We start from the raw sequence: 26,179 nt of genomic DNA, 5'->3' as shown, positions 1-26,179 counted from the left end.
CTAGACCTCGTACTCTGGAAAAATGGACAGGATAGTTGTCGGCCAGGCCGTTTCGTTCACAAAAGTAAACTGAGCCTCATCATCCGCAGCTGGCGGCGTAACCTTTTTGACGCCACTAAAGAGCTGTGGCGCAGACCCAAGATCGCTTGCCCCAAGCTCAAACAGGTTCGCAAAAGATCCTTCAATGGATATTTGGCCGCCAAGTGATTTCTTGAAGGCCATCGAAATTTCCGACAACCGCTTGTTGCGGCTCGACTGATCTTCATCCGGCAGGCCCATATCAAAGGGCAACGTTTTATATCGGCTTTGATATGGCAAACCGATCACGACATTGGATCCGGCAAACTGCAACGTCACTTGACCATTGGTCACGGTAATGGGCGGATGACTGCGACCATCAACCAACGCGATCACGTTGCGGCCTTCCAGATGATCAAGACCTGAAAACGTGGTTTTGGGCGTCAGCTCTTGGTAAGTCTTGGATGCAAAAAGATAACGCGCATCCTCAATCCCGTCGCCCGCCTCTGGACGAAAGCGATCAAACATGCGCTCTATATGAACCTCAGATCCGCGCCGAACGGCCAAAAACAAGGCTTCGCGCCGGCCGCCATCGACAGGCAAAACCGCGATGCTTTCAACAGGATCGCCGAGATCATGCCGATGCCAGGCCAAAACATTCTGATCAGGAAGATATGTGAGCGCGGCCAAGGTTCCGTTTTCCAGCAAACACCAGACAATTTGCCAAGGGTTACGCTGATAGACGTGCTCAAGCACGCCGACCCCGAGTAGATGCGAGGCCAACAACGAGAGATCTTCCGGTTCCCAACCCTCGCGACGGATATCATACTTGATCGACATAAGCCGACGCCGGGCTGTGTCGGTAAAAATCGTTCGGCCAGATATCGAAATCGCCGGTATCTCGCTCGCGCCGATATTAGTGGCGACTTCGGTAAAGAGGTTATCTATACGAACCGTATCGCCTGACGCCTCGGGCCGCGCAATCCATTCCGGCCCATCGGTCCCGATTGCTAAATTGGCTTCTGGTGAAAGCCAGCGAATTGACTCGGTGCGACCATCATAGAGGCCACGCGTAAGCGCCATATCATCTTCTGTTCCCGGTTCAAAATCATCGAACCCGTCGATCGCAGATTTCCACAGTGTTGTAGGTTGTGAGAATGTACCGGCCAACCAGAGCGAGTTTTTATAAAGCGTCCCGGTAATTGGATACCCGCGATAATCGGACCAAGCACCTTCCTGCCATTTGGCTGTTCCACCGTCTATAATATCATCGGGCAGACGCTTTATAACGACAGCGTTTACAGTTCGGGCATCAATGAAATTGGTAATTTCAACAATTCCAAACCCAGAATGCAGATATTTAAATGTAATTGGATTATCGCGGCTAAAGTCGACAACGCTACCCTCTGTATGTTCTGGCGGAATGTTTGAGGTAATTCCGTGGTCCGTGACTTCGTATACGTTTCCGTTGTAGCGAACTAAAACTCCAACCGCGATTTCCTTTTCCGGCGACCATTTTCGGGCGCCAAAAAAATCTCTTTCCTGCAATCGCCAGAATGCACCTACATGACCTGGCTTGAAGATATCATGCGAAGCGGTGAGCGTAATATTACCCGAGACACTTGAAGGGGTAATCGTTCGCGTCTCGAAAAAATCCAAATCCATAAACGGCCCGTTGCGGATCGCCGCGTCTACGAGCGCGAAGTTGTATCCCCCCGCACCATCATCGGACCTTTGCAGCTCTTTGACTTTCTTGCCGGAAAATATCCACTGCACATCTGCGGATTGCGCAAATTGCAAATAGATCAGATCCTCGGCAACATAGTTGGTTGCGACCTCATCAAAACTATCCGGCCCGGTCAGATCGGAATTGCGCAGACGCACGTAGTTGGGACCGTACTCAGCCAGGTAGGCGGCCGTACTCGATCTAATAAACGCACCCAGGCGAACCCGCGCCGTGCCTTTCGCTTTTGCGATATGCTCGGTTCCAGGCGTGCGCTCAACGCCGCCCTTTTCGCGCACAACAAAGTTGAAGCATTCAGCTGCCCCAACGCGCGCCGGCGCAAGGTCAGATGCGTAGTGGAGATCGGGATCAATTTCCCCCCCTACAAGTGACCGCTTTGGAAACCTAACGGTCATAGCGGCCGCCTCGAGCCAAGCCACGTACCCGTTCCATCGCGTGACAGAGGATCCGGCGAAGCCTCCATTGCATCACTCAAAGAAGCGGTGCGGCGCACATCCCGACGCTGACGTTGCAGATCGCGCTTTGATCTGCGGATCTCGCCGGAAGGAATTCGGGTCATCAATGCGAGCGCCAGATCCAGCGCCAACAGCTCAGCGAAAAGAGGATCGTATTCCTCGTAGTTTTCAACCCGGCCGATATAGTCGATCGACACCGGCCCGTTACCTTTAAGGTAAAGATAACGGCCCCGCACCGCATATGTCGCCGTTGTGTCGACCTTCCAGACACGCAGACAATGTGGCAAGGCACCACCGGCCGGCAGGGCGCAGCGGTGGGTAAATCCAAACATCGGCGCGTCGAGCACAGAACCCGAAAGAGAAGCAAAGCACATGGCGAAGTTCCACGGGTACGAACGCAAAAGCGCATCCCGCACCACTGGCATCCGTTCTCTGATCATCCGAGCGTTTGGATCACCATGCGCGTCAAGATCGGCAATCGGATCTTTAGCCAGGTGAAGAAGCGCGGCCGAGGCAATGCCAACTTCGCTTAATTCCATGTGCTTTGCCCTTGCTTACTCGCAGACGTAAACGAGATCCGCGGCAACCGTTCCGGCGCCTGTAGCGGCCGCGTTCAGTGTCAGGAAAACTGACATTTCCTTTTTCGGATCCGCTGACAAACCTGCCAACTCCCACAATGCCTTGCCGATATCAGCAACCGCGATCGCCGCCGCTGCATCTTTTGCGCCAGCTGATGTCAGCGACTGCCCGGCCATAAGGCAGTTGGCCGCACCTTCGACACCGAGATCGGCATCGTTGACGCCCGCCACGCCGCTTGTGTGCAGCTTCGACAGCTTCAAGATCCGTGCGTGTGACGGGATACGTGCAACTTCGTAAGTTGATGCAACACTGTCGCCGCTTGCGATAACAGCCGCGTGCGCCGATGTGCGCAACGCGCCGTGATTGATACGCACATCGGCCTTTCCAGGCTTTGCCGCGTTTGGGTCGGGCAGCGTTGCCGCAGATTTATGAACTTCTGCCATGATCTTTTCCTCTGGTTAGGAGATTTGAAAAATGGCCGGCGAGGATCCCGCCGGCCGATTGACGATTAGGCCGCTGGTAAGGCTTCCTCGTTGCAGAGAACTTTGATCACGCGGCCTTCTTCTGTGCGGATCGCGCCGTAGCGCGCCTCACAGAAGAGCTGCGTTGCATAGTTCTTGTCGGGACGCTCGCTGATCTTGATGTTGGGCATCAGCCAGGGTTGAACCGCCAGACCGGAGGGAACCCAAATCGGCATTTCAACAAAGGTTGTTCCACCGATTTGAATTTTTTTCAGACGGTTTGAGACAAAGACACGACAGCCCAAGAACTGCATGACCTTGCCATCGCGCATGACGCCGCCCATCTTTTCAAAGTCGCGGTTCTTGACTTCGGCCAGGTTGCGCAAGATCCGATGTTGCCGCGGCGTGATCGCCATCCAGGGCATTTCCTCGTCAAGATCGACCTCGTTGGTCTCGAAGATCTCGATCGCATTGTCGATCTTGTCGCGATTGATACCGGAATCATTAGCGCCAACATCTTTGCCGATGATTTGCGCGGCCTCAAATTGATGAACTTTGTCCTTGTCCTTGCCGCCTGTCACATCACGGAAAAACGCAGGTACAATGATCTTGCCATCAAGCGCACGGTTCTGAGCAGCAATAATAGATTGCGTCAGCTCATTCGATGGATCCGCCAGCATCGACAGGCGATCCGTGGTGCTGATCGGCACCGTTACACGGATTGGCGTTGGAAAGGCCCAACGCGGCGCCATCTCTGGATGGGTCCACTTGGTATCCTCAAAATCGGATCCGCCAATTTCCGCCTCGAACGGAAGAATGTGGTCAACGACTTGCGCGCCGTCACCCTTGACCGGGTTGGCCCACATAACCTTGTCGCGGAAGCGCGACATTTTTTGCTGCAATGCCAGCTCATAGCCGATTTTGAAATCGTCGGCGTAGCCGTCATATTTGGATTGATCAAGCATTTTGGGTATCCCCTCGGTTTTGCTTGCTTCGGTTTCAAAACAGGCGACAGGGGCGGCCAGCTCATCAGCTAGACCCTATCTTCACGCCAAGCGGGGCGCGCACCCGCGGTCTTACCCGCTGTCAACCGGGCCTGCCGATCGGGCAGGGCGGCCGGTTACTAAGTATTCACTCCAAAATGTAGTAAAAAGCAAGACCCAAGACAGAAAAGAAAAACCCGGCTCTAGGCCGGGCTTGTCAAAACAAGGATCAAAACGGGATCAGATAACCAGGTATTCACCGATGCACTCTAAAAAGGCTACCTTTAGCCTTTGATCCTGAATAACCAACAACACACTCGCCAGTATCGCACTGTCTTTTTGTCGCCGAATGAGACATACGGTATCGTGCGCGATAGAGTTCGCAAGCTCCATAATTTCGGCAGTGTCACTTATTCCATTTCCAGCGTTGGCAGCTGCTAGAATATGTTCGGCGGTAGGGCCGCCGTTGCTTGCAACCAAGCGTATTGCACCGTAGCTCATCCCCTAGCCTTTTCCCTTATTGCAGTCTTTGGTTCGCCTGTTTTTTATCCGACATTACACGCTGAAAAACAAGCGAAACGTCATATTTTTAGCACTTAATGCGGGAAAATATACCCGGTAAATACAATCACCGGGTACGATCTTTTTCAAATCTACGACTGCCCGGCCGAGCCGCGACCGGCCTTTCGTTTCAATTCTTCCAATTGTGAGATAGCGTTAACATGGCCGGGGTGATCTCGCTTGGTCAGAGCTTCAACATTCCGTGAGGTAAACTCCGACAACGCGCGCTCTGCTTCTGCCTGCCCCATTTGTCCACCTGGTCGCGCGCCACCCTTCAAAGTGTCATTGCCGCGAACCTGCGCGAGCTCAAACAAAATCTTAGTCAGCGCCGTTGAACCAGCCACACCGCCAACCCGCAGTGTTTCAATCTGCGCTTCGGTTAACCCGACTTCGGACGCGGCCTCGAGCGCAGCAGTAACATTGGTTTGGTAGTTGTCACCCCATTCCTTGCCGAGCTCGTCCTTCATCCGCGTTTCATCCGCACTGGCCTCGGTATTGAAGGCTTGCGCGTCTGCTGTGATCTCCTGGCTGTAGAAGTCCAAGACACCCTGAACCTGCGCCGGCGTCATGTTCAATTCATGCGCGGTTGTCATCAGGCGGCCGTGGCGCTCGGTGTCATAGTTGATCAGGGATGCAACACCATCGTCGAAACTTGGCGCCTCGATGCTGTATCCATCCGCTGCCTCTGGCACACCCAGGCGCTTTGCAAGGCCACTTTCCTTGAACCACGCGCCATGCTGTTCAGCATCATCGGGCGGCCCTTGGATCTGATCGCCGCGGATCATCTTTTCTGCAGCGCGCAAGCTCTTGTATAGATCGGCAGGACCGTTGAAGCTCTTGTTTTCCAGATATTGACGCGTATCAGCGTCTACTTCGCTGCCGAACCACGCAAAAGGATCACCACCGTTATCACCGTTGCTATCGCCGCCAACTCCACCATTGCCGCCTGCATCGACAGATCCATTGCCGCCAGTATCACCGCCACCACCGTCAACTTCGCCGCCAGCATCAGAAGAACCGCCAGAGCCAAGGTCCGCAGGATTGAATGTACGTTCTTTGATCCAGGCATTTAACATAACCCACATTATCTTTCTTCCTCAGAGTAAGTGTTGAGATCGAGGCCAGCTTTTGCACAAGCCACAATAAACAGACCGGCTTGCCGCTTTCCTTCATTGATCAAAATATCGTCGCGGGTTGCTTTCGGCGTCCGCGTCGTGTTGGACAAGTGAAACGCCATTGCAACAAAAGCCTTTGTTGGCTCATGGCTTAGGATCCGGCCAAGGTTCTTAACGACCGCTTCGGCTTCTTCCTCGCTGCATTTCAGCGTTTCCTTGACCCGCCAGACCGGCGAGCCGGCGATTGCGTTTGTCATTGGCCGCCCCCTTCACTGGCGACCCCGTCACCGTCCGTCAGCATATCCGTCAGCGCGGCAAGCATGTCTTTCGTGTTGCTATATGCCCCGATTGTCCGCATCGCTTCGAATTGCTCTTGTCTGTTTTCGCTGAGAAGCCAGCCGCCGTTTGGCGCTGGCACAATCGTAAAGCCGGCCATACCCGCATTTTGTGATACGCTCATGGGCAGATACTCCAATCCTCGGCCATCATGTCAGCCTGGCTTGCCAACCACCCAACCACTTGGGTTCCGCTTGCCGTCGCCATCACGAACGAGGGCAGGTTTGGCACAACGGAATAATTTTCTGGCCGAAAATAGCGCTGAGGAATGCCGTCGATATTCTCCTGTTTTGCGGCATCGCTACTGCGCATCACCGTGCCAAGACGCAAACGAATGCTCATGCCCTTGCCATTCCAACCGGCGCGCGCGACCCTTTGGCCGTCCTTCATTGCCTCAATAGCTTGCCCGAAGTTCAAACCATCCATGCGCGTCACTCCGGTTTGGGCTTGGTGGCGGCCTTAACCGCCCACATAGCGCCATCCTCGATCGCGGTTTGTGCCAGTTCTTTCAGGCGCCCGACTTCGCTCTGCCGGATGCCCTCTGCGTGATTGTCCACGCGCCTCATCGGGATCTCATTCTCGATCAGGTCGATCAGATCCGCAGCTGCGCGCTTGATCTTTCCAACCGCGTCATCATTAGACGGGTTGAAACTGATCCCAACGCGATATTCACCCTTGGTCATTTTGGTTCGCTCCTATTGCGGGTTGTTTGTGCTGACCGCGCTTTCGGCGCGTGCCAGGCTTTCCACCGCCCGAGATCCGCGCTCGGCGGCCTCGAGCCCGGCGGCTTGCTGCAATTGCTGCGCTTCACCTTGCAACGCAGCTGCAATCTCTTCTTCCGTCGATGCGATCTCATCAGGCGCGGCCAAGCCGTCGATGACCTTGCGGGCCGCACGCAAACCATTGATCGCGTGACGCGCGCGCGGATCGACACTGGCTATTTCGGCCACCCCGCGCACGGCTGACATGGTGGCTTGTGCAGCCTGGGCCTTGTGCGCACGCGCCAATGGCGAAACAAAGCGCACGCGCAGAGGCGCACCATCGGCCACGGCCGGCGGCGCCGGGATCCTGCCGGCGCGTTTCAACTCGCGATAGCGGCCCTCGATAAACGGTGCCAGAAACTCGGATATAATGCGCGCCAGGTTCGGCCCCATCGACTGATCGCGCCGCTCGTCGTTTTTCAGGATCTCGACAACAGAAGGTGTTGGGGATCCAACCAGCGAAAGCATCGCGTGATAAAACGCGTCTTTAATTTGTTGCCGGCGCTGATCCATCATTTCCAGCGTAATACCGACATTTGCGCCCGTCTGGATCGGCCGCAACAGCTGATTGCCCGCGTCGTCGATTGCGCCGTAATTCAGAAAGTTCGGATCAAGAGACACAAGGCCGGCCAGCTCGTCATGCGCGGCCATGGGCGGTTCGGCCGCCTTTTGTGCGGCCACGATCGAGGTCCGCGACATTTCGTTGAGGATCTGCGTATCAGGCAAGGCCATGTAACCGCGACCAAGCCCATAGGTTTCACCAGATCCGACACCCCACCGGCTGACATAGTAGGGCATATCGCGATACCCGCCCCAATTCAGTGCGGTTGTTGTCTCAAGCAACACGTAAACTGACATGAAGCGATGCACGCTCGAAATTCGGTTTGACCCCTCATTGGGAACAACCGTGTGCAGGATCTCGGTTTTCTCGTTTGGCTGATCCTCGAGCTGCTTTTGCAGCCGATCGGGCAGCTTGTCCTTTCCAAACAGCTCAGCCACGTTCCACAAGGGTTCTCGATACCAGCGGTCGAAATGCGTAACCTCGCCAAAGTTGCCTATGTCAAAGCAACATTCGCGCCAGGGGATCGCCTTTGAATGAAACAGCTCTGATCCTGGCTGTCTGGCCGAATAAAAGACGCCATCACCAAGCCCGATGCTGTCAAGGATGACTTCCGGCGCGTCGTTGTAAAACTGATCCCGTGCGGGATCGAGGGACGCAAAGACGATCCGATTGACTTCGGCCATCCATGCGCGCGCGTCAGCATCTTGCTTGCGCCAATCCTGTTCAAATTCCAGCGGAGCCCATATATTATCCGTGGCCGTCAGCATGGAATAGATCGAGGCGCCGGCCTGATCGAGCGCCAGAACGGCTGTCCCATCATACCGACGCACCCCGCGAGGCTTGCCCTCAGTCGCATACTGCCAATCATCGCGCAGCGGCCGCATAAGTTCGCTGACCGCCTCACGGCGCGAAACAATGGGTTCGCGAAGTGTTTTGCGATATTCAGCACGGCTAACGAGCTTACGAACCTCGCTTTTATCTTCCATATCAGCCCCCGACCGTCTGACGCGCTGCGTTTGCCAGTCCACCGCGCCGCTGCGTTGATTGGGCTACGCGTGTGTCCTCTGAGCTTCGCCGACGCGAAGCACGACGCGCAGCATCTTCACCGGCGCGACGAACGGCTTCGTCATCAACGCTTGGTGCTGGCAAAGGGGGTGGTGGCAGTGGCGGCGGATCGGCTGAAAACAATCCCATCTTAATATCTCCAGATAACGTGAACGTACTCTTGTCCATCACGGCCGATAGGGCCGTAGTTGAACGCCTCTTCACCACCAATCCGGCGCGCCATCCGACGCGCCGCGGTGTGCGAAACCATCATTGCGACCTGCGCCAAATGAATGCCGTGCCGATCACCGAAGCTGTAGGCTCGTTGTGCCATCTCCACCCAGACCGCAGGCATCGCGCGCTTACATCCTTCGCGCCCAAACAAGCCAACATTGACAACACCGGGTAAGCCCGTGCGCGTTGCCAGTGCAACGGCAACAGGCTCGATCAGCTCGCCCCTGTCCCTGAAGGCAACAAAACCTTCGATGACGAGGCGCTGAACAATTGCGAGACCAATATCTTTGACTACATCTTCCGCGACGGATCCCGCTGATCGGATCGAAAAGATTTCTTCGCGATCTCGCGGATCCATGTTTTCAGCGACAACCTCAACTGCCCTTCGGGTGTTTAACGTCCAAGGAGTGAGCGGGCGAAAGATCAGATCACGGCTCATCGCGCATACCTCGCCAGCGGATCCATTGCCCGGCCGGCCGCCCGTGCCAGGCGGGACGCCTGCGCAAGCTGGCGCGCCTTCTTGCGCTCGGCCTTTCCCGTTAAAAGATCTTGTTCGCCTGTATTGGCCGCAAAATACTCGAGCGCGTTACAGACGTGTGACGCGAAATTCTTGGTGGGCTTGTCCTTGTACTCGAGCGCACCGCCAGAAACGAAAGCTGTTTTTTCGTATTTGTAATCCCGAGCTGCACCCTTGATCAGCTCGGGACAGTGACGCCGATCAATCATCACGGCCGCGCGCGTGCCGATACGTCGCTTGAACATATGGTTGACCGAGCCAACCCGTATCACCGGATCGTTCTTGCAACGTGATGGACGAACTTCTAGCCCGGTGACTTCGGAAACGATCCGCGCCCAAGAGGCCAACCCTTCACCGTTTTCCGTGCGGCTTGAGCTTTCTTTGGCATCGAGCGCAGTGGGGTCGACATAAAGCACCTTTGGCCTAGGGCATTCTGCAAATCGCGGGCTGTCCAAAACAACCATGAGCGATTCCGCGAAATCTTCTGCCCCTGCGCGCCTTGAAGTGACTTCGGCAAGGATCTGACCCTCACCCATCTGGTTTTTCTGGCCTATCACCGCAGCCGGCGTCAGACCGGCATCAGCTGCAAGTGTCAATTCAACCCCACGCCAGGCTGTCAGCTCATCGGGCGCGACGTGAATTTGCGCGTCAAACTGATCAAAAACAGGCGTGCCATCCCGCATGAACCCGATTTGATTGTCAACCATGCGCCGGATCCAATCAGGATCATCAGCGTTTGCGGCGATCTGATCGCGGTAGTAGTTGGACGGCAGGTTATGCAGATTTTCCGCGCCGGCTTCGCGCCCGCCTGGTTGACAAAAGAACTGGACCATTGGGCGGCCCTCATCATCCACATCAAGCGGCCGTTCGTTTATGAAATACTCGGTAGTCCAGTTGTACGGATCCCCGGCGTTCCAATCGCATAGCAGCTGACGATGCGGCGCGCCGCCATGCTCAGCCGATGGATAGCGACCTAGGCGCCCGAAGAGCGCCTTGCGCATTTCCACCGTGGCCGTTGTGCTTTCCGGCAACCATCCGTCAGTTGCGTGCAGACCCTTAGCCGCCTCGCCCGGCGTTTGATCCCCGATCGCGCGAAACCAGATTTCCATTTTGACGATCTTTTCCCGGCCATTGACCACCGCCTTGAACATGATCTCATGTTCGGCCGGGTTATCCTTGCCGCCCGTCCACTTGATGTTGAACGCCTTGGACTGTTGCGGAATCCACTCGAGCCAGTCGGGAATGACCTTGGCCCAAAGCTCGCGATAGGTGCGCATCCAGACCACACAGCGATAGCGCGCGATCCCATCGACCGGACTTGGCGGCTGCATCGCTGCCTTCATCATGATCCGGTTGATCACGGCCGTTGTCTTGCCGCCGCCCTGCGGCCCCATGATCCCGCAGATCCGTGCGTGTGAGTGCATGAAGGCCGAGGCCACCGGCCCCGGCTTCGTGAACCGCTTGGTAATCGACTTATCGCCGGCAAATGTTTCTAGCATCCCCTGACCCCAATTTGCCGGATCCCCCCTGACCCCGAAATCGGCAAAATTCCCAAATCCGATTTTTGTCTCACAGGGGGGGGATTGCAGTTCGCGGCAGGGGGTGGGGGGGTGTCTGCCGCCATTGACCCCCCCCACCTTCTCGATCGACCCGCACCAAGGACGATCGAGACCAGGCGCGACTTGCCGGGATGGATTGGCTGATCGCGCCGGGTGTCGTCGTTTAGCTCACACGACGACGACACGCTGAAATTCTTATAATTTTCAAGGGCTTCACTCATTCGTTCCGATCCTTGAATTCCGACACCGAATTTCCGTCGATTGTAAGTGGTTGATTTTGTTCACTTTCATCAACGGGTAGGATCTTGACGCCGGATCCACCTGCATCACCGTCGCCGGCCTCAATTACGATGGTCATCAGGCTGGCGCCGCCGGTGTCGATCGCGGTCGCCTGTTTCTGATGCAGGTATGGCGCCAGCGCCTGTTGCGCGCTCATGATGATCCGAAGGCATTCGGCGAGGTTTGCCCCGCCATTGTTCTGCTCGCTTGGCTCACCGCCGAGCTCGGTTTGCAGCTGCTGTGGCGTCATCTGGGCGATCTCGGCCAGACCGATCAGGGGCGAGCGATAGCGCGACAGGATGAAGCGAGACCATTCCTCAGTTGACTTGTTGCGCGACCCCGCCGGCCGCCCCGGCCCGCGTTTCTCGGCCGCCAGATCGCCAACGCCATCAGGGTCGACGGGCTCAGCCCCAAAGAGTGAGCCTTGCACCGGCGCGGCCAGATCAGTCGAGGCACGCTCGAGCGCAGCCGATGCGCCGGCCGCAAAGCCAGCTGGATCGAAAGAGCTCGGAACCTCTGCCACGGAATATCACCCCAATATTTAATTCATCCAGGCGCGTGCAATTGTGTCGCGATTGGCCCCGACCATACGCCGGCGACATACTACAGCGCAACTCCGATTTGTAGTAATTCCGACGAAATGCTAAACCCATGAATTGATTAAATATTTTCGCAGAACGTCACATTTGCTGTGATCCGTCACAAGCAATGTTACACAGCTAAATCTTTGAAATTGCTCTAAATAAATACATCTTGTGACAATGTGACAATGTGACAGACAGTATCCCGCACATGCGCGCGCGTATATGATCGCGCGCCTGTAGCCGTCACATTGTCACGTTGTTACAAACCTAGATTTTATGGTTGTTTATCAGCCGCTTAGCGTTGTGACGCCGTTGTGACACCCGAACCCGATTTTGTCACATCAGCCCCTGACGCCCCCGCGGGATATGGCCCCGATATGTATCAGGCCGATGGGGTCCGGGGAAGCCCCTTGTAGTAAGCAAATCGAGAAACCGGGCGCAGCGCCAAAAGGGGAGCGCGAGGGGTGGGACGGAATGTCGCAGGGTATTTTACTACAAAAGGTAGTTGACAACGTAACCAATGGTTACTAAATTACAGACAAGGCCAATGCGAACCGGCCGAGACAAACCCCCACAAAAAGGAATGAGTTCATGTCGAACACAATCGAGTTCAAAGCCACGCACCGCAGCAACGCCGCAATGTTGGCGGCTGTGCTTGAGAGAGGCACCGAAGAGGGCAAACGCCTGGCGCGTGAAGAGCTTTACCGGATGGCCGAAGCGGCCGACATGGCAGCGCAGCTGCTCGGTGAAGCAAGTAAGCGCGGCGCAGTGCTCGCCGGCTTGGAAATGCTCAAGTTTGAAATGGAAGAGGACGGCGAAGCATTCGAGCCCGGCGCGAACTTGACCGCCAACGGCACCTGCGAGGCGGCAACCCCTGACATTCTCGGCGATCTGGTCGAGCTGGTCGAGCGGCTGGCCTGACGCATCGTCGGCGGCCGGCACGATCGGCCGCCGCGCCATGCGCCAAGCATGACACCGCCGGAATGCGAACCCCGGCACAACTTAAACCGCAAAGGAAACAACACATGAACGCATACGAAGCAAAACAGGAAGCCCGCCGGCAACGCCTCGAGGCGGCCGCCGATCGAGCCGAGGCGCGCAGCGATGCAGCCTATAAGCGCGCCGATCTACGCGAAGAGGCGAGCGGCATACCGCTCGGGCAACCGATCCTTGTTGGACACCACAGCGAGCGCCGGCACCGCAACGCAATCAAGCGCGCCGACAATGCGATGCGCCGCTCGATCGAGGAAGGCAAACGCGCCGACGAGCTGCGCGCCAAGGCCGCGAGCGTAGGCACCGGCGGTATCTCGTCGGATGATCCAGACGCGCCCGAGAAACTGCGCGAGAAGATCGCCCGAGCCGAAGCCAATCAGAACGAAATGAAGGCCGCAAACAGGATTACCCGCAAGTGGGCCAGGAAGGGTGTCACCGCCGAAAGCGAAGGCGACGATTTCGAGGCTTACTCGAAAGAGCTCGCGGCGGCGATGGGCTGCGAGAATTCGGCACGGCTGGCACGGGAAATCATCAAGCCCGACTTTGCCGGTCGCATCGGATTTGCTGACTACATGCTCACCAACAACAACGCCAATATTCGCCGGATGAAACAGCGCCTTGCGCAGCTCGAGCGCAACCGCCAACGCGACAGTGCAGAACACGAGTTCGACGGGCTCAAGGTTGTTGAGAATACCGAGGCAAACCGCGTTCAGCTGATCTTTGACGGCAAGCCGGCCGGCGAGATCCGCGCGCTTGTCAAGCAATACGGTTTCAGGTGGGCGCCCTCGGCCGGCGCATGGCAACGCCAGCTCAACAACGCCGGTATTCACGCCGCGCGCGAAGTAATCCGGCTGATGAAGTTGCGCGGAGATCTGAAATGAGGGTGCGGGATCTGATCGCCGACACGATCGCGGCCGGCTCGATCTTTGGCGGCCTCTATGCCGCCCTGATCATCGGCCACGCCCTCGGGCTCTGACGCATCGCCGGCGGCCGGCACGATCGGCCGCCGCACCATGCGCCAGGATCAACAAACAAGGAAAGGAAATCCACAAATGCAATTAAAGGTTCTAATCGGCTGCGAACAATCCGGCATCGTTCGGGACGCTTTTCTTGCCCTCGGCCATGACGCTTGGTCTTGCGACCTTCTGCCGGCCGAAACCCCCACAAATCGACACATTCAAGGCGACGTGCGCGACGTTATGACTTGGCACGATTGGGATATTCTGGCGGTTATGCACCCACCCTGCACCCGCTTGTGTAATTCTGGCGTTCGGTGGCTGCACAAAGCCCCGCCGGGTCGCACGTTGCCGGATATGTGGGCAGAGCTCGACAATGCCGCTGAGCTTTTTTCCCATTGCTGGAATGTGGATCACATTCCGCATGTTGCTGTTGAAAATCCGGTCATGCACAAACACGCAAAGTCGCGCATCCGCAATTACCAGCCTTTCGCACAATCTGTGCAGCCGTGGCAGTTTGCATCCGATCCAAACGGTCCAGACAACGAGAAAAAACGCACCTGTCTGTGGCTGCGTAATTTGCCCAACCTGAAAACCACCGGAACGCTCGACGGATCGACCGCACGCGACAGCGTACACAAGGCCAGCCCCGGCGCGGACCGCTGGAAAGCCCGAAGCAAGTTCTTTCCCGGTATCGCGGCCGCTATGGCCGATCAGTGGTCAAAATTCGCGATAACCAATCGAGCCATCGGAAACTTGCAGCCCGTATAACACCGCCGGAATGCGAACCCCGGCACAGCTCAAACCGCAAAGGAAAACACATATGAAATTTCGGATCATCCAGAATGTTGAAGGCTGCGGCCATGTCAAAACCGAAGGCTACAACATTGTTGCCTTTGTGGCGGCGACCGGCCTCGAGATCACCGGCACCAACGCAAACCCGCGCCAGCGCGACGAGCTGCAAGGGCAACCGCGCCTGGCTGGCTTCAACGGGCCAATGTGGGACGGCGACGCGATCCGATACGAGGACGCCCAAACCTACAACCAGCTGAGCGCCTGACGCATCGCCGGCGGCCGGCAGGATCGGCCACCGCACCATGCGCCAAGCATGACACCGCCGGAATGCGAACCCCGGCACAACTCAAACCGCAAAGGAAAACAGCGATGGCATTCAAACGGATTTTCCCAGGAACCGCAGACCGCGACACCCACTTTGATCTGATTAACCGCTACAGCGCGACCAACCGCTATGCGCATCTGGGCCTAAAACATGGTCAATTCTGGCGCATTAACGAAGATGAGTTTTGGTATTTCCTCGAAATACTGCCCCCGCTCGGCCACACTGGCCGCAGCTTTGCGATAAGCGAGTTTTCGCGGGGAAACCTGACCCAAAGTTATCACCAGATCGGAAATCGCTTCTATTGCGCAACGATCGAATACACTGGCCCCGACTCGGTTCGTGAGGCATATGCCAGCATTGCCAACGCTACAGCCGCGGATGATTGGACGGAAAGAGCCAGTGCCTAGATAGACACTGGCCCGGCGCTTGCATAATTTTGCGAACCTGCAAGCGCCAATTCCCGCAAAGGAATGTTCTCGAACTTAAAGCCAATATGCCGGACTTAAAAGACATGAAAACACAACGCCGGATTGAAACCGCTGAAAAACTCGAACGCGCACTCGGCAACGATTGGCGCGCCCGCCTCGCCTCTGGCCTTGAGTGCGACCAAGCACAGGTCAGAAGATGGTTCACACCGCCAAAGGGGCGCAATGACGCGCCCCCGGTTGCAGTGCTAGCCCTTGCCGAATTTCTTAGCTCTACTGAGCCCGAGCGCTGGCCGGAGCGCTGGCAACGATTGTCGGGCGTTCCTTCGGACGGCTAGGCCAACCGGCAAACCTCAACCATACAGCGAGCGAAAAGCCCCTCCGCGTCAGTACCACCGGCAGGGGCTCTTTGCCTGGCTGCGGGCGACTCTTGCCAGCATCCACCGCTTCACCGACACGTTCGACAACACCGAGCTCGATCGCTTCCTCAACTGCCTTTGCCTGATTTTCTGTTTCAATCTTTAACGGTCGACGCCGACTATGATTGTAAGCACGTTTGATCACCGCCAGAACATGCGCCGGCAGCTGCCATATGATTTCTTCGCACTCGCCGTGCGCGATCCTAACATCTGGGTCGATCATTCCTCAGCCCCTTCAACCATCGCTGTTGCAATCACCTGGTTAAGCTGTGTCAAAGCCTGGCCGCTGTAGTTTGCAATCGGCCGGCCATCCTGCCAGAACGTCAACACACCGTCGCGCTGCGTGTATATCACCACAGATGCGGGCTCCGGTTTTTGGCTGGACTGTTCTAAGGCACCACCCATTCGGTATCTGTGGAATGCCGCCGCACAATCCTCGCAGTAATGCGACACCAAAACGCCATGCCGGCACCGTGGTAATGGTTCATCACTTGTGTTCATTGATTTAACGCCGCCTCTTCTACTGTTGGAACATCTACGCAATTGTCGATCGGGATCAGGATCGGCCGGCACGATTGCCCGCCAATCCGCACCGTCTGAGGCGCACGCCAGGCACCTTCGACGCGCTCTAGCGCCTGCACAAACGGATTGTGCGCGCCGGCTACACCTTCCCAATCGGAACCCCGGAACAGTTCAAGAATGCCGTCGCCATTAGGGGCAAAGGCCACATAGACCCCCTGCCCTTCCTGCATGTCGATTTGCTCATCGAGAATGTAAGACAGACGGACCGGCGCGATCTTTGAGGATTTTTTTACGACAAGCTTGCCGTCCTCATAGTCAAGCGCCACCACCGACACGCCGGCGCGCTCTAGGTAGCGAACGGCATCGAGCGGCTTTACGGGATTTTCCATTTCACCACCGAAGCGGCGAACAGCTGACACAACGAGCTCCGATACCATCATGTGCTCAGATCCGCGCATCGAATTCAGCGGCCGTGACATGGCAAACTGAATGCAGCGATCGGCATTCGAGCTTTCAACTTGTGTTTCCTTGAGCGTGACGGGTGCCATGCTGCCGGCGATCGCGCGCATTTCATCGTCATCCGGCACCGAATTGCAAAGCACAAGATCAGCGGCCGCAAGCAACGTGCCAAACTGATCCGATGCACGCCCCGAATGACCCATGCCGCGCAAATAGCTGTGCCAGGCGTTAAAGCGCTCGGGCCATTCGTGCCACCTATCCAGGATCCGACGCACGATCGCCCGCCCCATCGCGGCCAGTCGTAGACTATCGAGCTCAGGTTCTTTTGCATCCAGGCTGAACGGCTTTAGGTTCAGCAACGCCAATCGCGAAAGGTCTTGGGGCATCAGTGGCGGGATCAGGATTGAACCGAAGAGAACCGGACACATAGCCCGGAACTCTTTGCCATCATGGTCCGCCCCGCCGCGCAACACCATGCCACCCGAATAAGCCTGGCGCGCCAGCTCGATCACTGCCTCGGTTTTTTGATTGCCGCGCTTGGCCTCGATCTCGTCGATCGCAACCGGCAGACTGTCATACATGATTTTTTGATACAGGCCGGCCGCCGTGGTGTTGGCTGTCATCAGAATGCCCGGCCCAAATACCTTGTGAATAACGCCGCCTTCGCCCACCAGCGTCGACTTGCCGGCGCCCTTTTCACCCGTCACCCAGGCAAGCGGCCGAACCTTCAGCGCGCCACCCATCATTGCAGCCACGCACCAGCCGAGCAAAAGGCGCGCGTCAAACTCGCGCGACCAATTCCAACTATCAAAGATATCCAGCAGCTCGGCCGCGGCGGTTCGGCCGTCAAGCGGCGCTTTTTCCTTGATGCTGGTGGGGGAAAGGGCTTTCGGCCCTGCCGGATAAACCTGATGCGCAACAAGACCTGGCCGCTCGATCTTGCCATCCGAGAAATGCAGACAATCGCCGGAATGGACGATGAGCCGGCCATCATCCGCAGCCCATACACCGCGGCCGCGCACATGATCTTGAGGCCGCCAGATCCCGCGCCTGGCACATGCCGTCATAAGGCTTTCTTGTGCCTTGGTCCCATCCCACCCGGTAACAACCCATACATCATCATTCGGTATTTTCTTGAGTGTGGGCCAGAGGCGATAGATCCACTCAGTTTCTTTTCCAAAGAGGTGCAGGATCATGTTTCTGTTCACATCTTTGGCGCCGAGCTCGCGCAGCTGCGAATGCGCGTCGAGAAAAAACAGCTTATTGCCGTAAATTCCAAGCGGCCGAACCGGCGCATCCGGCGGCAATTGGTTGATGTTCGGAACGCCAGCGGTAATGAACCGACCCTCATCATCCACATGGCCCCGGTTTGCAGGGTCCGGGGTACGGGGTGCAGATTTTGGCTCGCCCATTTGAACCGTGATCCCCGCCTCTTCGGCCTTCCTGACAGCGGCATTCAACGCAGCCTCAACCGCTTTTTCGCCGATCGGCCGAAAATCTTCACTCATGCGCCTGCCCCATCAGAATAGCGTTCCAATCCTTGAACCCTTCCGGCGGTAACAGGGTGCGCACCAGATGCCCGGCCGCTTCGAGCTGCGCGATCGCACCCACCCTGCCCGTTTCAGCATCGCCAAAGATTGCTTTATGTGCCTCGGATCCGGCCGGATCTCGGTTGATGCAAAGCATCACATGGCACCACACGGGCAACTTGATCTGGCCGAAATTGCCTACAAACCCGACCGCACCAACGCGCCAATCAGGTTTGACCAGTGCAACGGTTAGCGCCTCTTCGATCCCCTCGCCGAATGCGACGGTTTCACCCTCTTCAATATCGCGCCACCGCTTTCCGGTCTCACCGCGCTGGATCGGAATGATTGCACCAGGCCATGATCCAAGGATCGAGCGCTCAGTTTGGACCGGCGCCTTGCCCCACCCGGCAGAAGATTCCGCCAGGTACGTGCGATGCGTTGCAGCAAGATCCGGTTCACCCTGGCGCCACAAACCGGACACCATTGCCGGATGCTTGCCGCGCCGTTCTTTGCACCATGTCTGCCCGTTGAAACGCAGCGCGGACGGCGGGCGAGCGAGTTTGCGAATATCAATGCCGCGCCCCATCAGATAAGCGTCAGCCGGGGTTCCCGCGATCGGCTGGCCGCCATGCCAGAGACCGGCCGCTTGCCGCCGCCGCTTTGCGTCTTGCTCTTTGGCCTTTTTGGCGTCCTGCGCCTGGCGTTCAGCTGCCCGGCGACGTGCCAGCGCCCTCGCCTCTTCGCTCATGTTATCCATGCCCAGATAAGAGCGCGCCCAGGCGATGCCCTGGCGCAAAGAACCGTGGCACAGAATGTCAGTGATCGCTTGCAGCATGTCACAGCCCTTGCCGCCAGCTTCAAAATCCCGGTAGACGCCCCGGTAAGGGCCAGCTAGTCGGATGGAGCGACCGCCCCTTGATCCCGCTCGCCAATCAATACCCTCACGACGCCCCTCGGGTAACAGAACCGGCGCCAGATGCTCGACGCGATCGCGCAAGAGCCCTGTAATTGTTTCAAGCTCTTCGCGCTGGCGCCGTTTAAAATCCTCTGGGGTGTCCCTCATTGTGCAACCACCGGCAACTCATAAAAGTCATTTGCCGTGACCCATCCATCCGTAACCGCGTATATCGCCCTCATCCGATCGACCGGCGGAACACGTCCAGTCCTGTACTTCTGAACTGCCTGCACTGACACTGGCGAAATATCGGGATCATCTTGGCGCAGCCAATCAGTCATTTGCTCGGCAATCTGTCGATCGGAAAAATCCGAAGCATCGGCCCATTCGTTCAGCGTCACAGAAATACCCCCTAGTTACTCCAATTTGTAGTAGTTGACTATTAGCAGGGTGTATTTATTTGACAACAAGAAACGTTTGCGGCTTACTCCAAATTGGAGTAATGCGTTGCCGGCGGACATTGGAGACTATTATGGCACCAAATACTAACCCGCTGAAATTCAAGCGCATCGGCGCCGGGCTGTCACAATCAGCCCTAGCCAGCGCTGCGGGTATATCACAGCAACTTATGTCGAAGCTCGAAAACGGCCTGATCAAAATGACACCCGAGCGCGCACAACAATTCGCGCAAATCCTGGGTTGTAGTGCAATGGAACTTTTGCCGGCACTGTCGGTCGAGCCAGCCGATCAGGCTCAACAGATCGAGTTACTTCGTATCTTACGAGATTTAAATCCTACCAACAAAGAATTGCTCTTGAGATTTGCTCACACATTGCTTGCCTCAGAGTTGGAAGAAGGCGCTAAAAAACGCGCTAATGGCAGCTAGAAAATTGCTAGCTTGCTAGCTTGCTATTTTTGTATTAAGATAGCACTGCGGTCACGCGAACCGGCCGCCCTACCCTACACCGCATAGGAGATTTCATTATGTCCAAGAGCCTCGAGCTCCGCGCCGATCGCACGCCGCGCGTGCAGATCCGCAAGTGTCGTATCTATTGGGAACCGTCAGCGAGCTTACGCCGGGCTGGATATAAGAGCCGCCCGCTCGGCCCGCTGTCGATCGAAAACCTCAATACCGCCGACGAGCTCAACGCCGCGGCCGATGCGTTCCTTGACGCAGAGAACGATACCCGCCCCGCGGCCGGAACAGTCAGCCAGGCCATCAGCCAATTCAAACGCAGCGCAGATTACCGCAACGCCAGCCCCCGCACACAAAAGGATTACGATCGTCACCTTGCCCGTGCATCCGAACAGCTCGGATCCACGCGGCTTGATCAGCTCACAGCCAAGGATGCACAGAAATGGCATGACGAGCTGGCAAAGGTCAGCCCCGACGATGCCCGCAATAGCGCGTCTAAACTGCGCTCAATGCTGAACTGGTGCGTTTCTCAAGAAAAAATTGCAGCGAACCCGGCCGCAACTATCAAGACAGTGCCAGCCACCAAGCGAAACCGTATCGCAACACGCGCAGAACTATGGCACATGATCACCACGGCTGAACGCATGGGCGAGTTAGGGCTTGCCGCCGTTGCCCTTACCGCCGTTGCAACGATGCAGCGTGTATCAGACACCGCATCATTGACCAGCGGTCAGATCTCGCAAGGCGTCCTCTATCTGACGCAATCCAAGACAGGGGCAAAGCTTTCGTTCCGGCTTCACCCGCTAGTAGTCGATCGGCTTGGCCCCCTGCCCGATACTGATAAGCCGCTCTTTGTCAACGATCGCACCCGACGCAGCTACGAACTGCGCGCGCTGCAAAACGCATGGGCGCGCGTGCGCTCGAAAGCGGCCGAAACCATGCCAAGCCTCATCGGTGCGGATCCTGCGGTACTTGAGCCGACCCTAAAAGGCGCTCTTTGCATTCGGGATCTGCGCCGCTCGGGCATGGTATGGGCGGCCGAGGCCGGCGTTGGGATCAACCAGATTTGCTCAGTATCAGGACACACCCTGCAAAATGGTTACGAGATCCTTGAAACCTACATGCCACGTCAAAGGATCTTTGCGGATCAGGCAATTGCAAAGCTCGATCTTATTCGATCACCGGCGATCGAGGATATTGAGAAGAATTTGCTAGCAGGATAGCTTGCTATCAATGTTGCAAACTAGATTGTTACTTGCAGTTTGACGCAAGATAGCTTGCTATCTTTCTAGTTTGATAGCAATCAACCAGCAGTCACAATACCAAACCCAAAACATGAAGGACAAAACGAATGAAAAACTACCCAAGCTCCCACAGCATCGAAAGCGTTACCAACAGCGCACGTCACACAAGCGCCGAGATTGATGGCAAGTGGTATCCAGCAAGACCCGTAGGCTATCCATCGTTTTGGTCGCGTCTGTCGCTGGCATGGGAAGTGTTTACAGGCCGTGCAGATGTTCTGCGTTGGCCGGGAAATCAGCAAGGGCAATAAACACCGCCTTCCGAAAACACTCAACATAGGAGCGACCTAATGCGAAGTTACCTAATTTCAGGCCAAGCCACCGGCCAGTTTTCATTTTTGGTTGATGCCGAAAGCGAAGAAGAAGCACGCGAAAAGGCCAACGAATTGATAGAGCAGGACGACTTTAATCCTGATCTCGACAGCTGCGACGCCGCCGACATTTACGGGGTGCATCCCATCAAACGCAAAGCCCAATAAAGGACCACCACAATGATTTGTATACATAAGCGGCCGCTGCGTTCGCCGTGTATTGACTGCGATCCGCTCGAGTTTTTCGACAAGAAATTAACCGCCGCTCTTGATGGCAACCCGGAGAAGCTGCGCGCAAACATTGAACGTTGGCGGGATCGCGCCCGAGAGGCAATCGAAAACCGCGACGACTAAAAGGACCCTCAAAGTAGAACCTTGCTAGCTAGCTTGCAAGCATGCTAGCAATCTGCAAATATAGCATATGCGGCCACGCGAACCGGCCACCGAAAAGCAAAGGTATATTCAATGACAAAAGCAAAACCCGCACCAACTGGCGCAAAGCCCGCAATCCCTGCAACATGGCGCGGCTGTAAATCCGAGGGCATCGAGGACAACACGGCGTTGATCGACGAAACCTTTTACTTTCGCGAACGAACAAGCAGCGGCATTCGGTACTTTCGGCGCGGCGACTATGGAGCAGATCACGAAGAGTATTTACCTGAATGGGTTCCGACAACTTGGGACACACCGCCGGAAACCATCGAGGGTCTCTTCCGACAGCTGGACGAATACGCGCGGCCGATAGCTGATCGCGCCTATGAACAAGGCCGGCAAAAAGGACGGCAGGAGATCCGCGCGATTGTCCGCGATCTTGTTGGCCCCGAAACCGCACGTAACCTGCAAGACTGAAAGGCACAGGCATGATCCTATCATTCATCAGCCAGAAAGGCGGCGTCGGTAAATCCACATTGGCCCGACTTATTGCCGTTGAAATGGCGCGCGCCGGATGGCGCGTGCTCATCGCGGATCTCGATGCAAAGCAGGGAACGTCAACCAAGTGGCACGGCCGGCGCGTGACTAACGAGCTCGAGCCAGATCTTGACGTGATGCGCTTTCGTTCCGTGGAACGCGCAGCAAAAGAGGTAAGTCGTTATGATCTGGTGATCATGGACGGCCCGGCACATGCGGAACGCGGCGGCCTCACAATGGCGCAGATCTCGCAGCTCTGCATATTGCCGAGCGGCTACAGCCTCGACGATCTCGAGCCTCAAGTTGAGGTCGCGCTTGAACTTGAGGATGCCGGGATCCCGGCCGAACGCATACGGCTGGCACTGTGCCGCGTGCGCGGATCCGATTCAGAAGGGCAGGGGGTGCGGGACTACATCAAGCGGGCGCGTCTGACTGCGTTCAAGTCAGAGCTGCGCGAGCTGCCTATCATCCGCCAGGCAAGCACCGGCGGCCGCGCCGCGAGTGAAACCACCCACGGCAAGATCAACGATGAAGCGGTTGCGCTCGCCCAGGAGATAGCCGAGGCGCTAACGAAAGGAGCCACATCATGAGCAAATCTAAGGGGCTGTCAGGTATCGCACCGCCATCACGGGACAAAAAGCCCGTAACACCCAAGCTTGACACAACCCATTCAGAGGCCAAGAAGCCACTCAATGTAAGGATCAGCGAGGACCGCCACCAATATATCAGGATGTTGTCAGCCAAAGAAGGAACACCGCAACAAGATCTGATCGAGCGCGCGATCGACCTCTTGCGCAAAGAGGCTGGCGAGATCTGATCCGCCCCTAGTATTAGCTATCAAGCTAGCTTGCTATCTCTTTAGCAAGCTAGCTTTCTCGTTTAGAGGGGCGGCGAGCCAATCCTCAAGATCAATTTGCGCCGGGTATTCAACGATATCCTCAGAGACCGCCTCGACCACATCTTCGGCGGTTCCGTCGATCCTTGCTTTACGTCCCGTTTTGGGCCGTTGCAGCTCGTCGTAAGCTGCCTTGCGCGCCTCCACGTCCTTTACCCCCCAACCAAGATAAACATGGGTCACGCGCCGCCCGGTCTTGCGGGGATGAACGATCACATCGAAGGGCGCCAACGCGTTAACCTCAGACACGGCCGGTTGAATTGCCTTGCGGTTCAGGTTTCCAAACACCGCCAACTTGCCAGGCTCGACACCCATTAGCTCGCGAAACTGATCAAGCTCCATAATTTCAGAGTACATATTTGTGAGCTTCACACGGCGTGCGACAGCCTCATAAAGAGATAGCGCATATTTGGAAGTGAAGGCGTGCAGGATCTCGAGCTCGAGCCGCGCATAGACGGTGCTATCCGCCAAGGCCGATGCCAGACGGGCAGGGAAAGAGTATGTCAGCATACCCCGCGGCCGTCCTGGATCGGCCATGTTGTTACCGCCCAGCAGCTGCGCGCGGTCAGTTGATCCATCCGGCCGGCGGATCATCACCACTGTTTTCATCAGCGCCTCAATCGAGGCAATCAGCCGGTCATTGCTGTCATGCGGCCCACGTAGATCTGCCAGCGGGATTTGAAACTCACGCTCGAGCTCAGCCAGATCCGGCCCGAACGCATTTCGCAAAAGGATGTTGAATATTCGACGATCAGCTAGCGTCAGCTGCGCGGCCCCCTGGACCTCGATCAGCTCGGCCGGCTTTACCATGTCACTTTCGTTTTGCGGGACTTCAAGTGTTCTGTAAGTATTACCTTTGGGGCGGTTCGCCATAACCCCACCTTTCTTCTATTACCTCACGGATGGATACTGGGTAGCAGAAAGAGTGACATACAACAACAGGTAGTAATCGCCGAAAGCACCGATTCGGTCAGGTGGAAATACCGCCCCAAAGGTAATTGTTAACCGCCCCAAAGGTAATCTTTAACCGCCCCAAAGGTAATCGCTAATTGCCCCAAAGGTAATAGTTAAGAGATTTTATTAAGTACTTTCAAACTATTACAGGCACTGAATAGTGAATAAAGAATATAGAATAAGGACGTGAACCAAACGCAACCTAGACGACTGCCCGGTTCCGTAAAAAAAACCCGGCACGAAGCCGGGCAGGTGGGGAGTATTCAAAACAGCGAAAGCCGTCACAAATTCTTGAGCTTCTAGGGCGGTGAAAGAGTGTTCACGATATCTGTCGCCCAATCTGCAAGGATCTCATGTCGTCCGTTACAGGTGCGAAACGCGCGGCGATCACGGCCCCAAAGAATTTCAACCTCTGCCTGGCTCAACGATCGACCTGGATCTTTTTGCAAAGAAGGGCAGGGGGTCATAGCCACGGCCGGCGGTGGATCGAGATCAAGACTAGCGGGAGAAAACACGCTGCACGCTTGTACGAGACAGGGCAGGGCGATCAGCATCAGGATCTTCACGGGCTTCATCTTCCAACTCCTTGTCACGCGCCTGGCTAGCCGCCTCAAGTGCGAGGAAAGCCACAGCTGCGCGGTGCGCCTTTGCTGATTGTTGCGATAGATCGGCTTCGAGCTGCGCCACTCGGGTCTCATAGCGGCGTTCTGTGAACGCTCGCCCCTTGGACCAACCAAAGCCGTAGATGGCGCCAGCGGCCACCAAAACGGCCCCAACGATACTGTACCAGGGAAGAGCGCGGATCATGCCCCGCGCGCCTCGATGCAGAACGCATGTGCCGCCTCATAGATTGCAGCGGCCAGCTCGTCCTTGCGTGCATCTGCAACATGACACGATCGGGCATTGCCACCGAAGTATGGTTCGATCAGGATTGCAGGCGAGCGACCCGCGTGCAGCGACAGACCACCTCGATCACCGCGTTTGCGGATCCAGATTCCATCATCCTCATTTTCCATGACCATCAACATTCGATCCTGCGCATGACGGGCCAAAGCCTTTGAACCCCGCGATCCGCTGGAAAGCGTTAGACACCCCTCGGCCGTAGGATCTGCGCTGCCGTTGAAATGCAACTCGATCGAGCAATCCGCGCCCCATGCGTTGATCTCGTTATAGACGCGCCGGATCTCACTGGAATACCCACCCCCTGAAACCCGGTGAAACACCCGGACAGCTGCCGGATTGTTTTCTTCGATCAGCTCGGCCAGGTGAGAATTCCAAGGATATTCCGGTACACGATCTGTTATCCTGACAGCCCCTTGCGCCCGCGAATTGTGACCAACAACGATTGCGATTTTCATTTCTTTTCTCCACCCGGCAAAACACGATCGAGCGCTCGATCAGCGAAAGAAGGAAACCGACGCAGCACCCAGGGCAACAACAGGACCGCAATTAATCCACCAACCCCAAAGGCCAGCTGCGGAGGAAAGCCAAACCAATGCTGGTTTGCGATCGCTGACATGATCCCGGTGAAGTTGCCCGCAAGCAATGTCACTGCCAGCGCCCGCCGGTTTGGCGGCGTTGAAAACAGGCGCGTCAGCACAGCGCCCGCAGACGCCAGCAAAACACCGGCGATAAACACCGGGATCTCCATTGTCAGCCCAAGGCCCGCGATCACAACGATAAGAAATTCAGTGACGGTTTCGGTCACATTTGGCCTTGAGCTCATTTACCTGCCCTCATTTTTCAATCTCGAAAATCTGATCGAGCAGCGCGGTGGCCGCGG

At 56.5% G+C, this 26,179-nt stretch carries 36 protein-coding genes; 13 read left to right on the top strand and 23 right to left on the bottom strand.

Features of this window, described 5'->3' with window-relative positions:
• The 15 genes from ACXAET_RS22700 to ACXAET_RS22630 form a co-directional block, all read right to left on the bottom strand.
• A complete protein-coding gene (locus tag ACXAET_RS22700; RefSeq protein WP_475191096.1) occupies window positions 1-2,157 on the bottom strand; it encodes a phage tail protein in 2,157 nt (718 codons plus the stop codon).
• A complete protein-coding gene (locus ACXAET_RS22695; RefSeq protein WP_475191093.1) occupies window positions 2,154-2,756 on the bottom strand; it encodes a phage connector family protein in 603 nt (200 codons plus the stop codon). Before ACXAET_RS22695 ends, ACXAET_RS22700 begins: the two co-directional genes overlap by 4 nt.
• A 15-nt stretch (window positions 2,757-2,771) precedes the next feature.
• Window positions 2,772-3,239: a hypothetical protein gene (locus tag ACXAET_RS22690; protein WP_475191089.1), complete on the bottom strand. Its 468-nt coding sequence runs from the start codon at window positions 3,237-3,239 to the stop codon at window positions 2,772-2,774.
• Between the two features lie 65 nt (window positions 3,240-3,304).
• Entirely contained in the window at window positions 3,305-4,222 is a 918-nt protein-coding gene (locus tag ACXAET_RS22685; RefSeq protein WP_475191084.1) for a phage capsid protein, read from the bottom strand.
• 258 nt (window positions 4,223-4,480) lie between these two features.
• Complete coding sequence (locus ACXAET_RS22680) at window positions 4,481-4,741, bottom strand: hypothetical protein (protein WP_475191083.1); 261 nt, start codon at window positions 4,739-4,741, stop codon at window positions 4,481-4,483.
• Between the two features lie 152 nt (window positions 4,742-4,893).
• The gene (locus ACXAET_RS22675; protein ID WP_475191082.1) at window positions 4,894-5,886 is read right to left on the bottom strand and encodes a hypothetical protein; all 993 of its coding nucleotides are present in this window, start codon (window positions 5,884-5,886) and stop codon (window positions 4,894-4,896) included.
• Window positions 5,886-6,173 carry a hypothetical protein gene (locus ACXAET_RS22670; protein WP_475191080.1) on the bottom strand — a complete coding sequence of 96 codons (288 nt, stop codon included), beginning with the start codon at window positions 6,171-6,173 and terminating at the stop codon, window positions 5,886-5,888. Before ACXAET_RS22670 ends, ACXAET_RS22675 begins: the two co-directional genes overlap by 1 nt.
• Window positions 6,170-6,376, bottom strand: a complete 207-nt coding sequence (locus ACXAET_RS22665) for a hypothetical protein (protein WP_475191077.1) — start codon at window positions 6,374-6,376, stop codon at window positions 6,170-6,172. The genes ACXAET_RS22670 and ACXAET_RS22665 overlap by 4 nt, the downstream gene beginning before the upstream one ends.
• Window positions 6,373-6,678 (bottom strand): DUF2829 domain-containing protein, encoded by a 306-nt coding sequence (locus ACXAET_RS22660; protein ID WP_475191074.1) that lies wholly within the window; start codon window positions 6,676-6,678, stop codon window positions 6,373-6,375. The genes ACXAET_RS22665 and ACXAET_RS22660 overlap by 4 nt, the downstream gene beginning before the upstream one ends.
• A 5-nt stretch (window positions 6,679-6,683) precedes the next feature.
• The gene (locus ACXAET_RS22655; RefSeq protein ID WP_475191073.1) at window positions 6,684-6,935 is read right to left on the bottom strand and encodes an Acb2/Tad1 domain-containing protein; all 252 of its coding nucleotides are present in this window, start codon (window positions 6,933-6,935) and stop codon (window positions 6,684-6,686) included.
• A 12-nt stretch (window positions 6,936-6,947) separates the two neighbouring features.
• A complete protein-coding gene (locus tag ACXAET_RS22650; RefSeq protein WP_475191071.1) occupies window positions 6,948-8,561 on the bottom strand; it encodes a portal protein in 1,614 nt (537 codons plus the stop codon).
• 1 nt (window position 8,562) lies between these two features.
• A complete protein-coding gene (locus ACXAET_RS22645) occupies window positions 8,563-8,769 on the bottom strand; it encodes a hypothetical protein (protein ID WP_475191067.1) in 207 nt (68 codons plus the stop codon).
• Window position 8,770: 1 nt separating this feature from the next.
• Window positions 8,771-9,292, bottom strand: coding sequence for a hypothetical protein (locus ACXAET_RS22640; protein WP_475191065.1), 522 nt, complete (start codon window positions 9,290-9,292; stop codon window positions 8,771-8,773).
• A complete protein-coding gene (locus ACXAET_RS22635; protein ID WP_475191062.1) occupies window positions 9,289-10,869 on the bottom strand; it encodes a hypothetical protein in 1,581 nt (526 codons plus the stop codon). The genes ACXAET_RS22640 and ACXAET_RS22635 overlap by 4 nt, the downstream gene beginning before the upstream one ends.
• Window positions 10,870-11,146: 277 nt before the next feature.
• Window positions 11,147-11,731, bottom strand: a complete 585-nt coding sequence (locus tag ACXAET_RS22630; RefSeq protein WP_475191060.1) for a hypothetical protein — start codon at window positions 11,729-11,731, stop codon at window positions 11,147-11,149.
• Between the two features lie 652 nt (window positions 11,732-12,383).
• Between ACXAET_RS22630 and ACXAET_RS22625 the strand changes: the two genes are divergently transcribed.
• The 6 genes from ACXAET_RS22625 to ACXAET_RS22600 all read left to right on the top strand — a co-directional run bounded on the left by ACXAET_RS22625 (window position 12,384) and on the right by ACXAET_RS22600 (window position 15,624).
• Window positions 12,384-12,713, top strand: coding sequence for a hypothetical protein (locus ACXAET_RS22625; protein WP_475191056.1), 330 nt, complete (start codon window positions 12,384-12,386; stop codon window positions 12,711-12,713).
• A 104-nt stretch (window positions 12,714-12,817) separates the two neighbouring features.
• Window positions 12,818-13,666 (top strand): DUF3560 domain-containing protein, encoded by an 849-nt coding sequence (locus ACXAET_RS22620; RefSeq protein WP_475191054.1) that lies wholly within the window; start codon window positions 12,818-12,820, stop codon window positions 13,664-13,666.
• A 171-nt stretch (window positions 13,667-13,837) separates the two neighbouring features.
• Window positions 13,838-14,512, top strand: coding sequence for a hypothetical protein (locus ACXAET_RS22615; RefSeq protein ID WP_475191052.1), 675 nt, complete (start codon window positions 13,838-13,840; stop codon window positions 14,510-14,512).
• Window positions 14,513-14,564: 52 nt separating this feature from the next.
• Window positions 14,565-14,801, top strand: coding sequence for a hypothetical protein (locus ACXAET_RS22610; RefSeq protein WP_475191049.1), 237 nt, complete (start codon window positions 14,565-14,567; stop codon window positions 14,799-14,801).
• Window positions 14,802-14,905: 104 nt separating this feature from the next.
• Window positions 14,906-15,268 carry a DUF1419 domain-containing protein gene (locus ACXAET_RS22605; protein ID WP_475191046.1) on the top strand — a complete coding sequence of 121 codons (363 nt, stop codon included), beginning with the start codon at window positions 14,906-14,908 and terminating at the stop codon, window positions 15,266-15,268.
• 104 nt (window positions 15,269-15,372) lie between these two features.
• Window positions 15,373-15,624 carry a hypothetical protein gene (locus ACXAET_RS22600; RefSeq protein ID WP_475191042.1) on the top strand — a complete coding sequence of 84 codons (252 nt, stop codon included), beginning with the start codon at window positions 15,373-15,375 and terminating at the stop codon, window positions 15,622-15,624.
• A gap of 300 nt (window positions 15,625-15,924) precedes the next feature.
• Here the strand turns inward: ACXAET_RS22600 and ACXAET_RS22595 are convergent, their stop codons facing one another.
• The 4 genes from ACXAET_RS22595 to ACXAET_RS22580 all read right to left on the bottom strand — a co-directional run bounded on the left by ACXAET_RS22595 (window position 15,925) and on the right by ACXAET_RS22580 (window position 19,511).
• Window positions 15,925-16,110 (bottom strand): hypothetical protein, encoded by a 186-nt coding sequence (locus ACXAET_RS22595; RefSeq protein WP_475191039.1) that lies wholly within the window; start codon window positions 16,108-16,110, stop codon window positions 15,925-15,927.
• Between the two features lie 92 nt (window positions 16,111-16,202).
• A complete protein-coding gene (locus ACXAET_RS22590; protein WP_475191038.1) occupies window positions 16,203-18,194 on the bottom strand; it encodes a hypothetical protein in 1,992 nt (663 codons plus the stop codon).
• Window positions 18,187-19,278 (bottom strand): DUF7146 domain-containing protein, encoded by a 1,092-nt coding sequence (locus ACXAET_RS22585; protein WP_475191036.1) that lies wholly within the window; start codon window positions 19,276-19,278, stop codon window positions 18,187-18,189. The genes ACXAET_RS22590 and ACXAET_RS22585 overlap by 8 nt, the downstream gene beginning before the upstream one ends.
• Window positions 19,275-19,511: a hypothetical protein gene (locus ACXAET_RS22580; protein WP_475191035.1), complete on the bottom strand. Its 237-nt coding sequence runs from the start codon at window positions 19,509-19,511 to the stop codon at window positions 19,275-19,277. Before ACXAET_RS22580 ends, ACXAET_RS22585 begins: the two co-directional genes overlap by 4 nt.
• Window positions 19,512-19,642: 131 nt before the next feature.
• Here ACXAET_RS22580 and ACXAET_RS22575 point away from each other — a divergent pair, with 131 nt between their 5' ends.
• The 7 genes from ACXAET_RS22575 to ACXAET_RS22545 all read left to right on the top strand — a co-directional run bounded on the left by ACXAET_RS22575 (window position 19,643) and on the right by ACXAET_RS22545 (window position 23,364).
• Window positions 19,643-19,996 (top strand): helix-turn-helix domain-containing protein, encoded by a 354-nt coding sequence (locus ACXAET_RS22575; protein ID WP_475191033.1) that lies wholly within the window; start codon window positions 19,643-19,645, stop codon window positions 19,994-19,996.
• A 98-nt stretch (window positions 19,997-20,094) separates the two neighbouring features.
• On the top strand, window positions 20,095-21,249 hold the full coding sequence (locus tag ACXAET_RS22570) for a tyrosine-type recombinase/integrase (RefSeq protein ID WP_475191032.1): 1,155 nt from the start codon (window positions 20,095-20,097) through the stop codon (window positions 21,247-21,249).
• Between the two features lie 128 nt (window positions 21,250-21,377).
• Entirely contained in the window at window positions 21,378-21,578 is a 201-nt protein-coding gene (locus tag ACXAET_RS22565) for a hypothetical protein (protein ID WP_475191029.1), read from the top strand.
• A 39-nt stretch (window positions 21,579-21,617) separates the two neighbouring features.
• Window positions 21,618-21,806: a hypothetical protein gene (locus tag ACXAET_RS22560; protein ID WP_475191028.1), complete on the top strand. Its 189-nt coding sequence runs from the start codon at window positions 21,618-21,620 to the stop codon at window positions 21,804-21,806.
• Window positions 21,807-22,103: 297 nt separating this feature from the next.
• Complete coding sequence (locus tag ACXAET_RS22555; RefSeq protein ID WP_475191024.1) at window positions 22,104-22,487, top strand: hypothetical protein; 384 nt, start codon at window positions 22,104-22,106, stop codon at window positions 22,485-22,487.
• An 11-nt stretch (window positions 22,488-22,498) separates the two neighbouring features.
• Complete coding sequence (locus ACXAET_RS22550) at window positions 22,499-23,137, top strand: ParA family protein (RefSeq protein ID WP_475191021.1); 639 nt, start codon at window positions 22,499-22,501, stop codon at window positions 23,135-23,137.
• Entirely contained in the window at window positions 23,134-23,364 is a 231-nt protein-coding gene (locus ACXAET_RS22545) for a hypothetical protein (RefSeq protein WP_475191018.1), read from the top strand. Before ACXAET_RS22550 ends, ACXAET_RS22545 begins: the two co-directional genes overlap by 4 nt.
• 33 nt (window positions 23,365-23,397) lie before the next feature.
• Here the strand turns inward: ACXAET_RS22545 and ACXAET_RS22540 are convergent, their stop codons facing one another.
• From ACXAET_RS22540 to ACXAET_RS22525, 4 genes are all read right to left on the bottom strand, one after another.
• Window positions 23,398-24,252 carry a replication initiation protein gene (locus ACXAET_RS22540; RefSeq protein WP_475191015.1) on the bottom strand — a complete coding sequence of 285 codons (855 nt, stop codon included), beginning with the start codon at window positions 24,250-24,252 and terminating at the stop codon, window positions 23,398-23,400.
• A gap of 642 nt (window positions 24,253-24,894) precedes the next feature.
• Window positions 24,895-25,203: a hypothetical protein gene (locus tag ACXAET_RS22535; RefSeq protein ID WP_475191013.1), complete on the bottom strand. Its 309-nt coding sequence runs from the start codon at window positions 25,201-25,203 to the stop codon at window positions 24,895-24,897.
• Window positions 25,200-25,754, bottom strand: coding sequence for an N-acetylmuramoyl-L-alanine amidase (locus ACXAET_RS22530; RefSeq protein WP_475191011.1), 555 nt, complete (start codon window positions 25,752-25,754; stop codon window positions 25,200-25,202). Before ACXAET_RS22530 ends, ACXAET_RS22535 begins: the two co-directional genes overlap by 4 nt.
• Complete coding sequence (locus ACXAET_RS22525) at window positions 25,751-26,122, bottom strand: hypothetical protein (protein ID WP_475191009.1); 372 nt, start codon at window positions 26,120-26,122, stop codon at window positions 25,751-25,753. Before ACXAET_RS22525 ends, ACXAET_RS22530 begins: the two co-directional genes overlap by 4 nt.
• Between the last annotated feature and the right edge of the window lie 57 nt (window positions 26,123-26,179).

It is taken from the genome of Ruegeria sp. AWH4_226, assembly GCF_056159225.1.
This window is presented reverse-complemented; position numbering and strand designations above follow the sequence as displayed.

Coding starts and splice junctions, on each gene's coding strand:
- ACXAET_RS22665 (WP_475191077.1), bottom strand. CDS start 6,376: ATGAGCGTATCACAAAATGCGGGTATGGCCGGCTTTACGATTGTGCCA.
- ACXAET_RS22550 (WP_475191021.1), top strand. CDS start 22,499: ATGATCCTATCATTCATCAGCCAGAAAGGCGGCGTCGGTAAATCCACA.
- ACXAET_RS22635 (WP_475191062.1), bottom strand. CDS start 10,869: ATGCTAGAAACATTTGCCGGCGATAAGTCGATTACCAAGCGGTTCACG.
- ACXAET_RS22610 (WP_475191049.1), top strand. CDS start 14,565: ATGAAATTTCGGATCATCCAGAATGTTGAAGGCTGCGGCCATGTCAAA.
- ACXAET_RS22590 (WP_475191038.1), bottom strand. CDS start 18,194: ATGAGTGAAGATTTTCGGCCGATCGGCGAAAAAGCGGTTGAGGCTGCG.
- ACXAET_RS22640 (WP_475191065.1), bottom strand. CDS start 9,292: ATGAGCCGTGATCTGATCTTTCGCCCGCTCACTCCTTGGACGTTAAAC.
- ACXAET_RS22555 (WP_475191024.1), top strand. CDS start 22,104: ATGACAAAAGCAAAACCCGCACCAACTGGCGCAAAGCCCGCAATCCCT.
- ACXAET_RS22620 (WP_475191054.1), top strand. CDS start 12,818: ATGAACGCATACGAAGCAAAACAGGAAGCCCGCCGGCAACGCCTCGAG.
- ACXAET_RS22595 (WP_475191039.1), bottom strand. CDS start 16,110: ATGGGTGGTGCCTTAGAACAGTCCAGCCAAAAACCGGAGCCCGCATCT.
- ACXAET_RS22690 (WP_475191089.1), bottom strand. CDS start 3,239: ATGGCAGAAGTTCATAAATCTGCGGCAACGCTGCCCGACCCAAACGCG.
- ACXAET_RS22585 (WP_475191036.1), bottom strand. CDS start 19,278: ATGAGGGACACCCCAGAGGATTTTAAACGGCGCCAGCGCGAAGAGCTT.
- ACXAET_RS22670 (WP_475191080.1), bottom strand. CDS start 6,173: ATGACAAACGCAATCGCCGGCTCGCCGGTCTGGCGGGTCAAGGAAACG.
- ACXAET_RS22560 (WP_475191028.1), top strand. CDS start 21,618: ATGCGAAGTTACCTAATTTCAGGCCAAGCCACCGGCCAGTTTTCATTT.
- ACXAET_RS22625 (WP_475191056.1), top strand. CDS start 12,384: ATGTCGAACACAATCGAGTTCAAAGCCACGCACCGCAGCAACGCCGCA.
- ACXAET_RS22570 (WP_475191032.1), top strand. CDS start 20,095: ATGTCCAAGAGCCTCGAGCTCCGCGCCGATCGCACGCCGCGCGTGCAG.
- ACXAET_RS22680 (WP_475191083.1), bottom strand. CDS start 4,741: ATGAGCTACGGTGCAATACGCTTGGTTGCAAGCAACGGCGGCCCTACC.
- ACXAET_RS22615 (WP_475191052.1), top strand. CDS start 13,838: ATGCAATTAAAGGTTCTAATCGGCTGCGAACAATCCGGCATCGTTCGG.
- ACXAET_RS22530 (WP_475191011.1), bottom strand. CDS start 25,754: ATGAAAATCGCAATCGTTGTTGGTCACAATTCGCGGGCGCAAGGGGCT.
- ACXAET_RS22645 (WP_475191067.1), bottom strand. CDS start 8,769: ATGGGATTGTTTTCAGCCGATCCGCCGCCACTGCCACCACCCCCTTTG.
- ACXAET_RS22660 (WP_475191074.1), bottom strand. CDS start 6,678: ATGGATGGTTTGAACTTCGGGCAAGCTATTGAGGCAATGAAGGACGGC.
- ACXAET_RS22575 (WP_475191033.1), top strand. CDS start 19,643: ATGGCACCAAATACTAACCCGCTGAAATTCAAGCGCATCGGCGCCGGG.
- ACXAET_RS22695 (WP_475191093.1), bottom strand. CDS start 2,756: ATGGAATTAAGCGAAGTTGGCATTGCCTCGGCCGCGCTTCTTCACCTG.
- ACXAET_RS22540 (WP_475191015.1), bottom strand. CDS start 24,252: ATGGTAAAGCCGGCCGAGCTGATCGAGGTCCAGGGGGCCGCGCAGCTG.
- ACXAET_RS22600 (WP_475191042.1), top strand. CDS start 15,373: ATGAAAACACAACGCCGGATTGAAACCGCTGAAAAACTCGAACGCGCA.
- ACXAET_RS22605 (WP_475191046.1), top strand. CDS start 14,906: ATGGCATTCAAACGGATTTTCCCAGGAACCGCAGACCGCGACACCCAC.
- ACXAET_RS22685 (WP_475191084.1), bottom strand. CDS start 4,222: ATGCTTGATCAATCCAAATATGACGGCTACGCCGACGATTTCAAAATC.
- ACXAET_RS22655 (WP_475191073.1), bottom strand. CDS start 6,935: ATGACCAAGGGTGAATATCGCGTTGGGATCAGTTTCAACCCGTCTAAT.
- ACXAET_RS22525 (WP_475191009.1), bottom strand. CDS start 26,122: ATGAGCTCAAGGCCAAATGTGACCGAAACCGTCACTGAATTTCTTATC.
- ACXAET_RS22650 (WP_475191071.1), bottom strand. CDS start 8,561: ATGGAAGATAAAAGCGAGGTTCGTAAGCTCGTTAGCCGTGCTGAATAT.
- ACXAET_RS22545 (WP_475191018.1), top strand. CDS start 23,134: ATGAGCAAATCTAAGGGGCTGTCAGGTATCGCACCGCCATCACGGGAC.
- ACXAET_RS22675 (WP_475191082.1), bottom strand. CDS start 5,886: ATGTGGGTTATGTTAAATGCCTGGATCAAAGAACGTACATTCAATCCT.
- ACXAET_RS22535 (WP_475191013.1), bottom strand. CDS start 25,203: ATGATCCGCGCTCTTCCCTGGTACAGTATCGTTGGGGCCGTTTTGGTG.
- ACXAET_RS22565 (WP_475191029.1), top strand. CDS start 21,378: ATGAAAAACTACCCAAGCTCCCACAGCATCGAAAGCGTTACCAACAGC.
- ACXAET_RS22700 (WP_475191096.1), bottom strand. CDS start 2,157: ATGACCGTTAGGTTTCCAAAGCGGTCACTTGTAGGGGGGGAAATTGAT.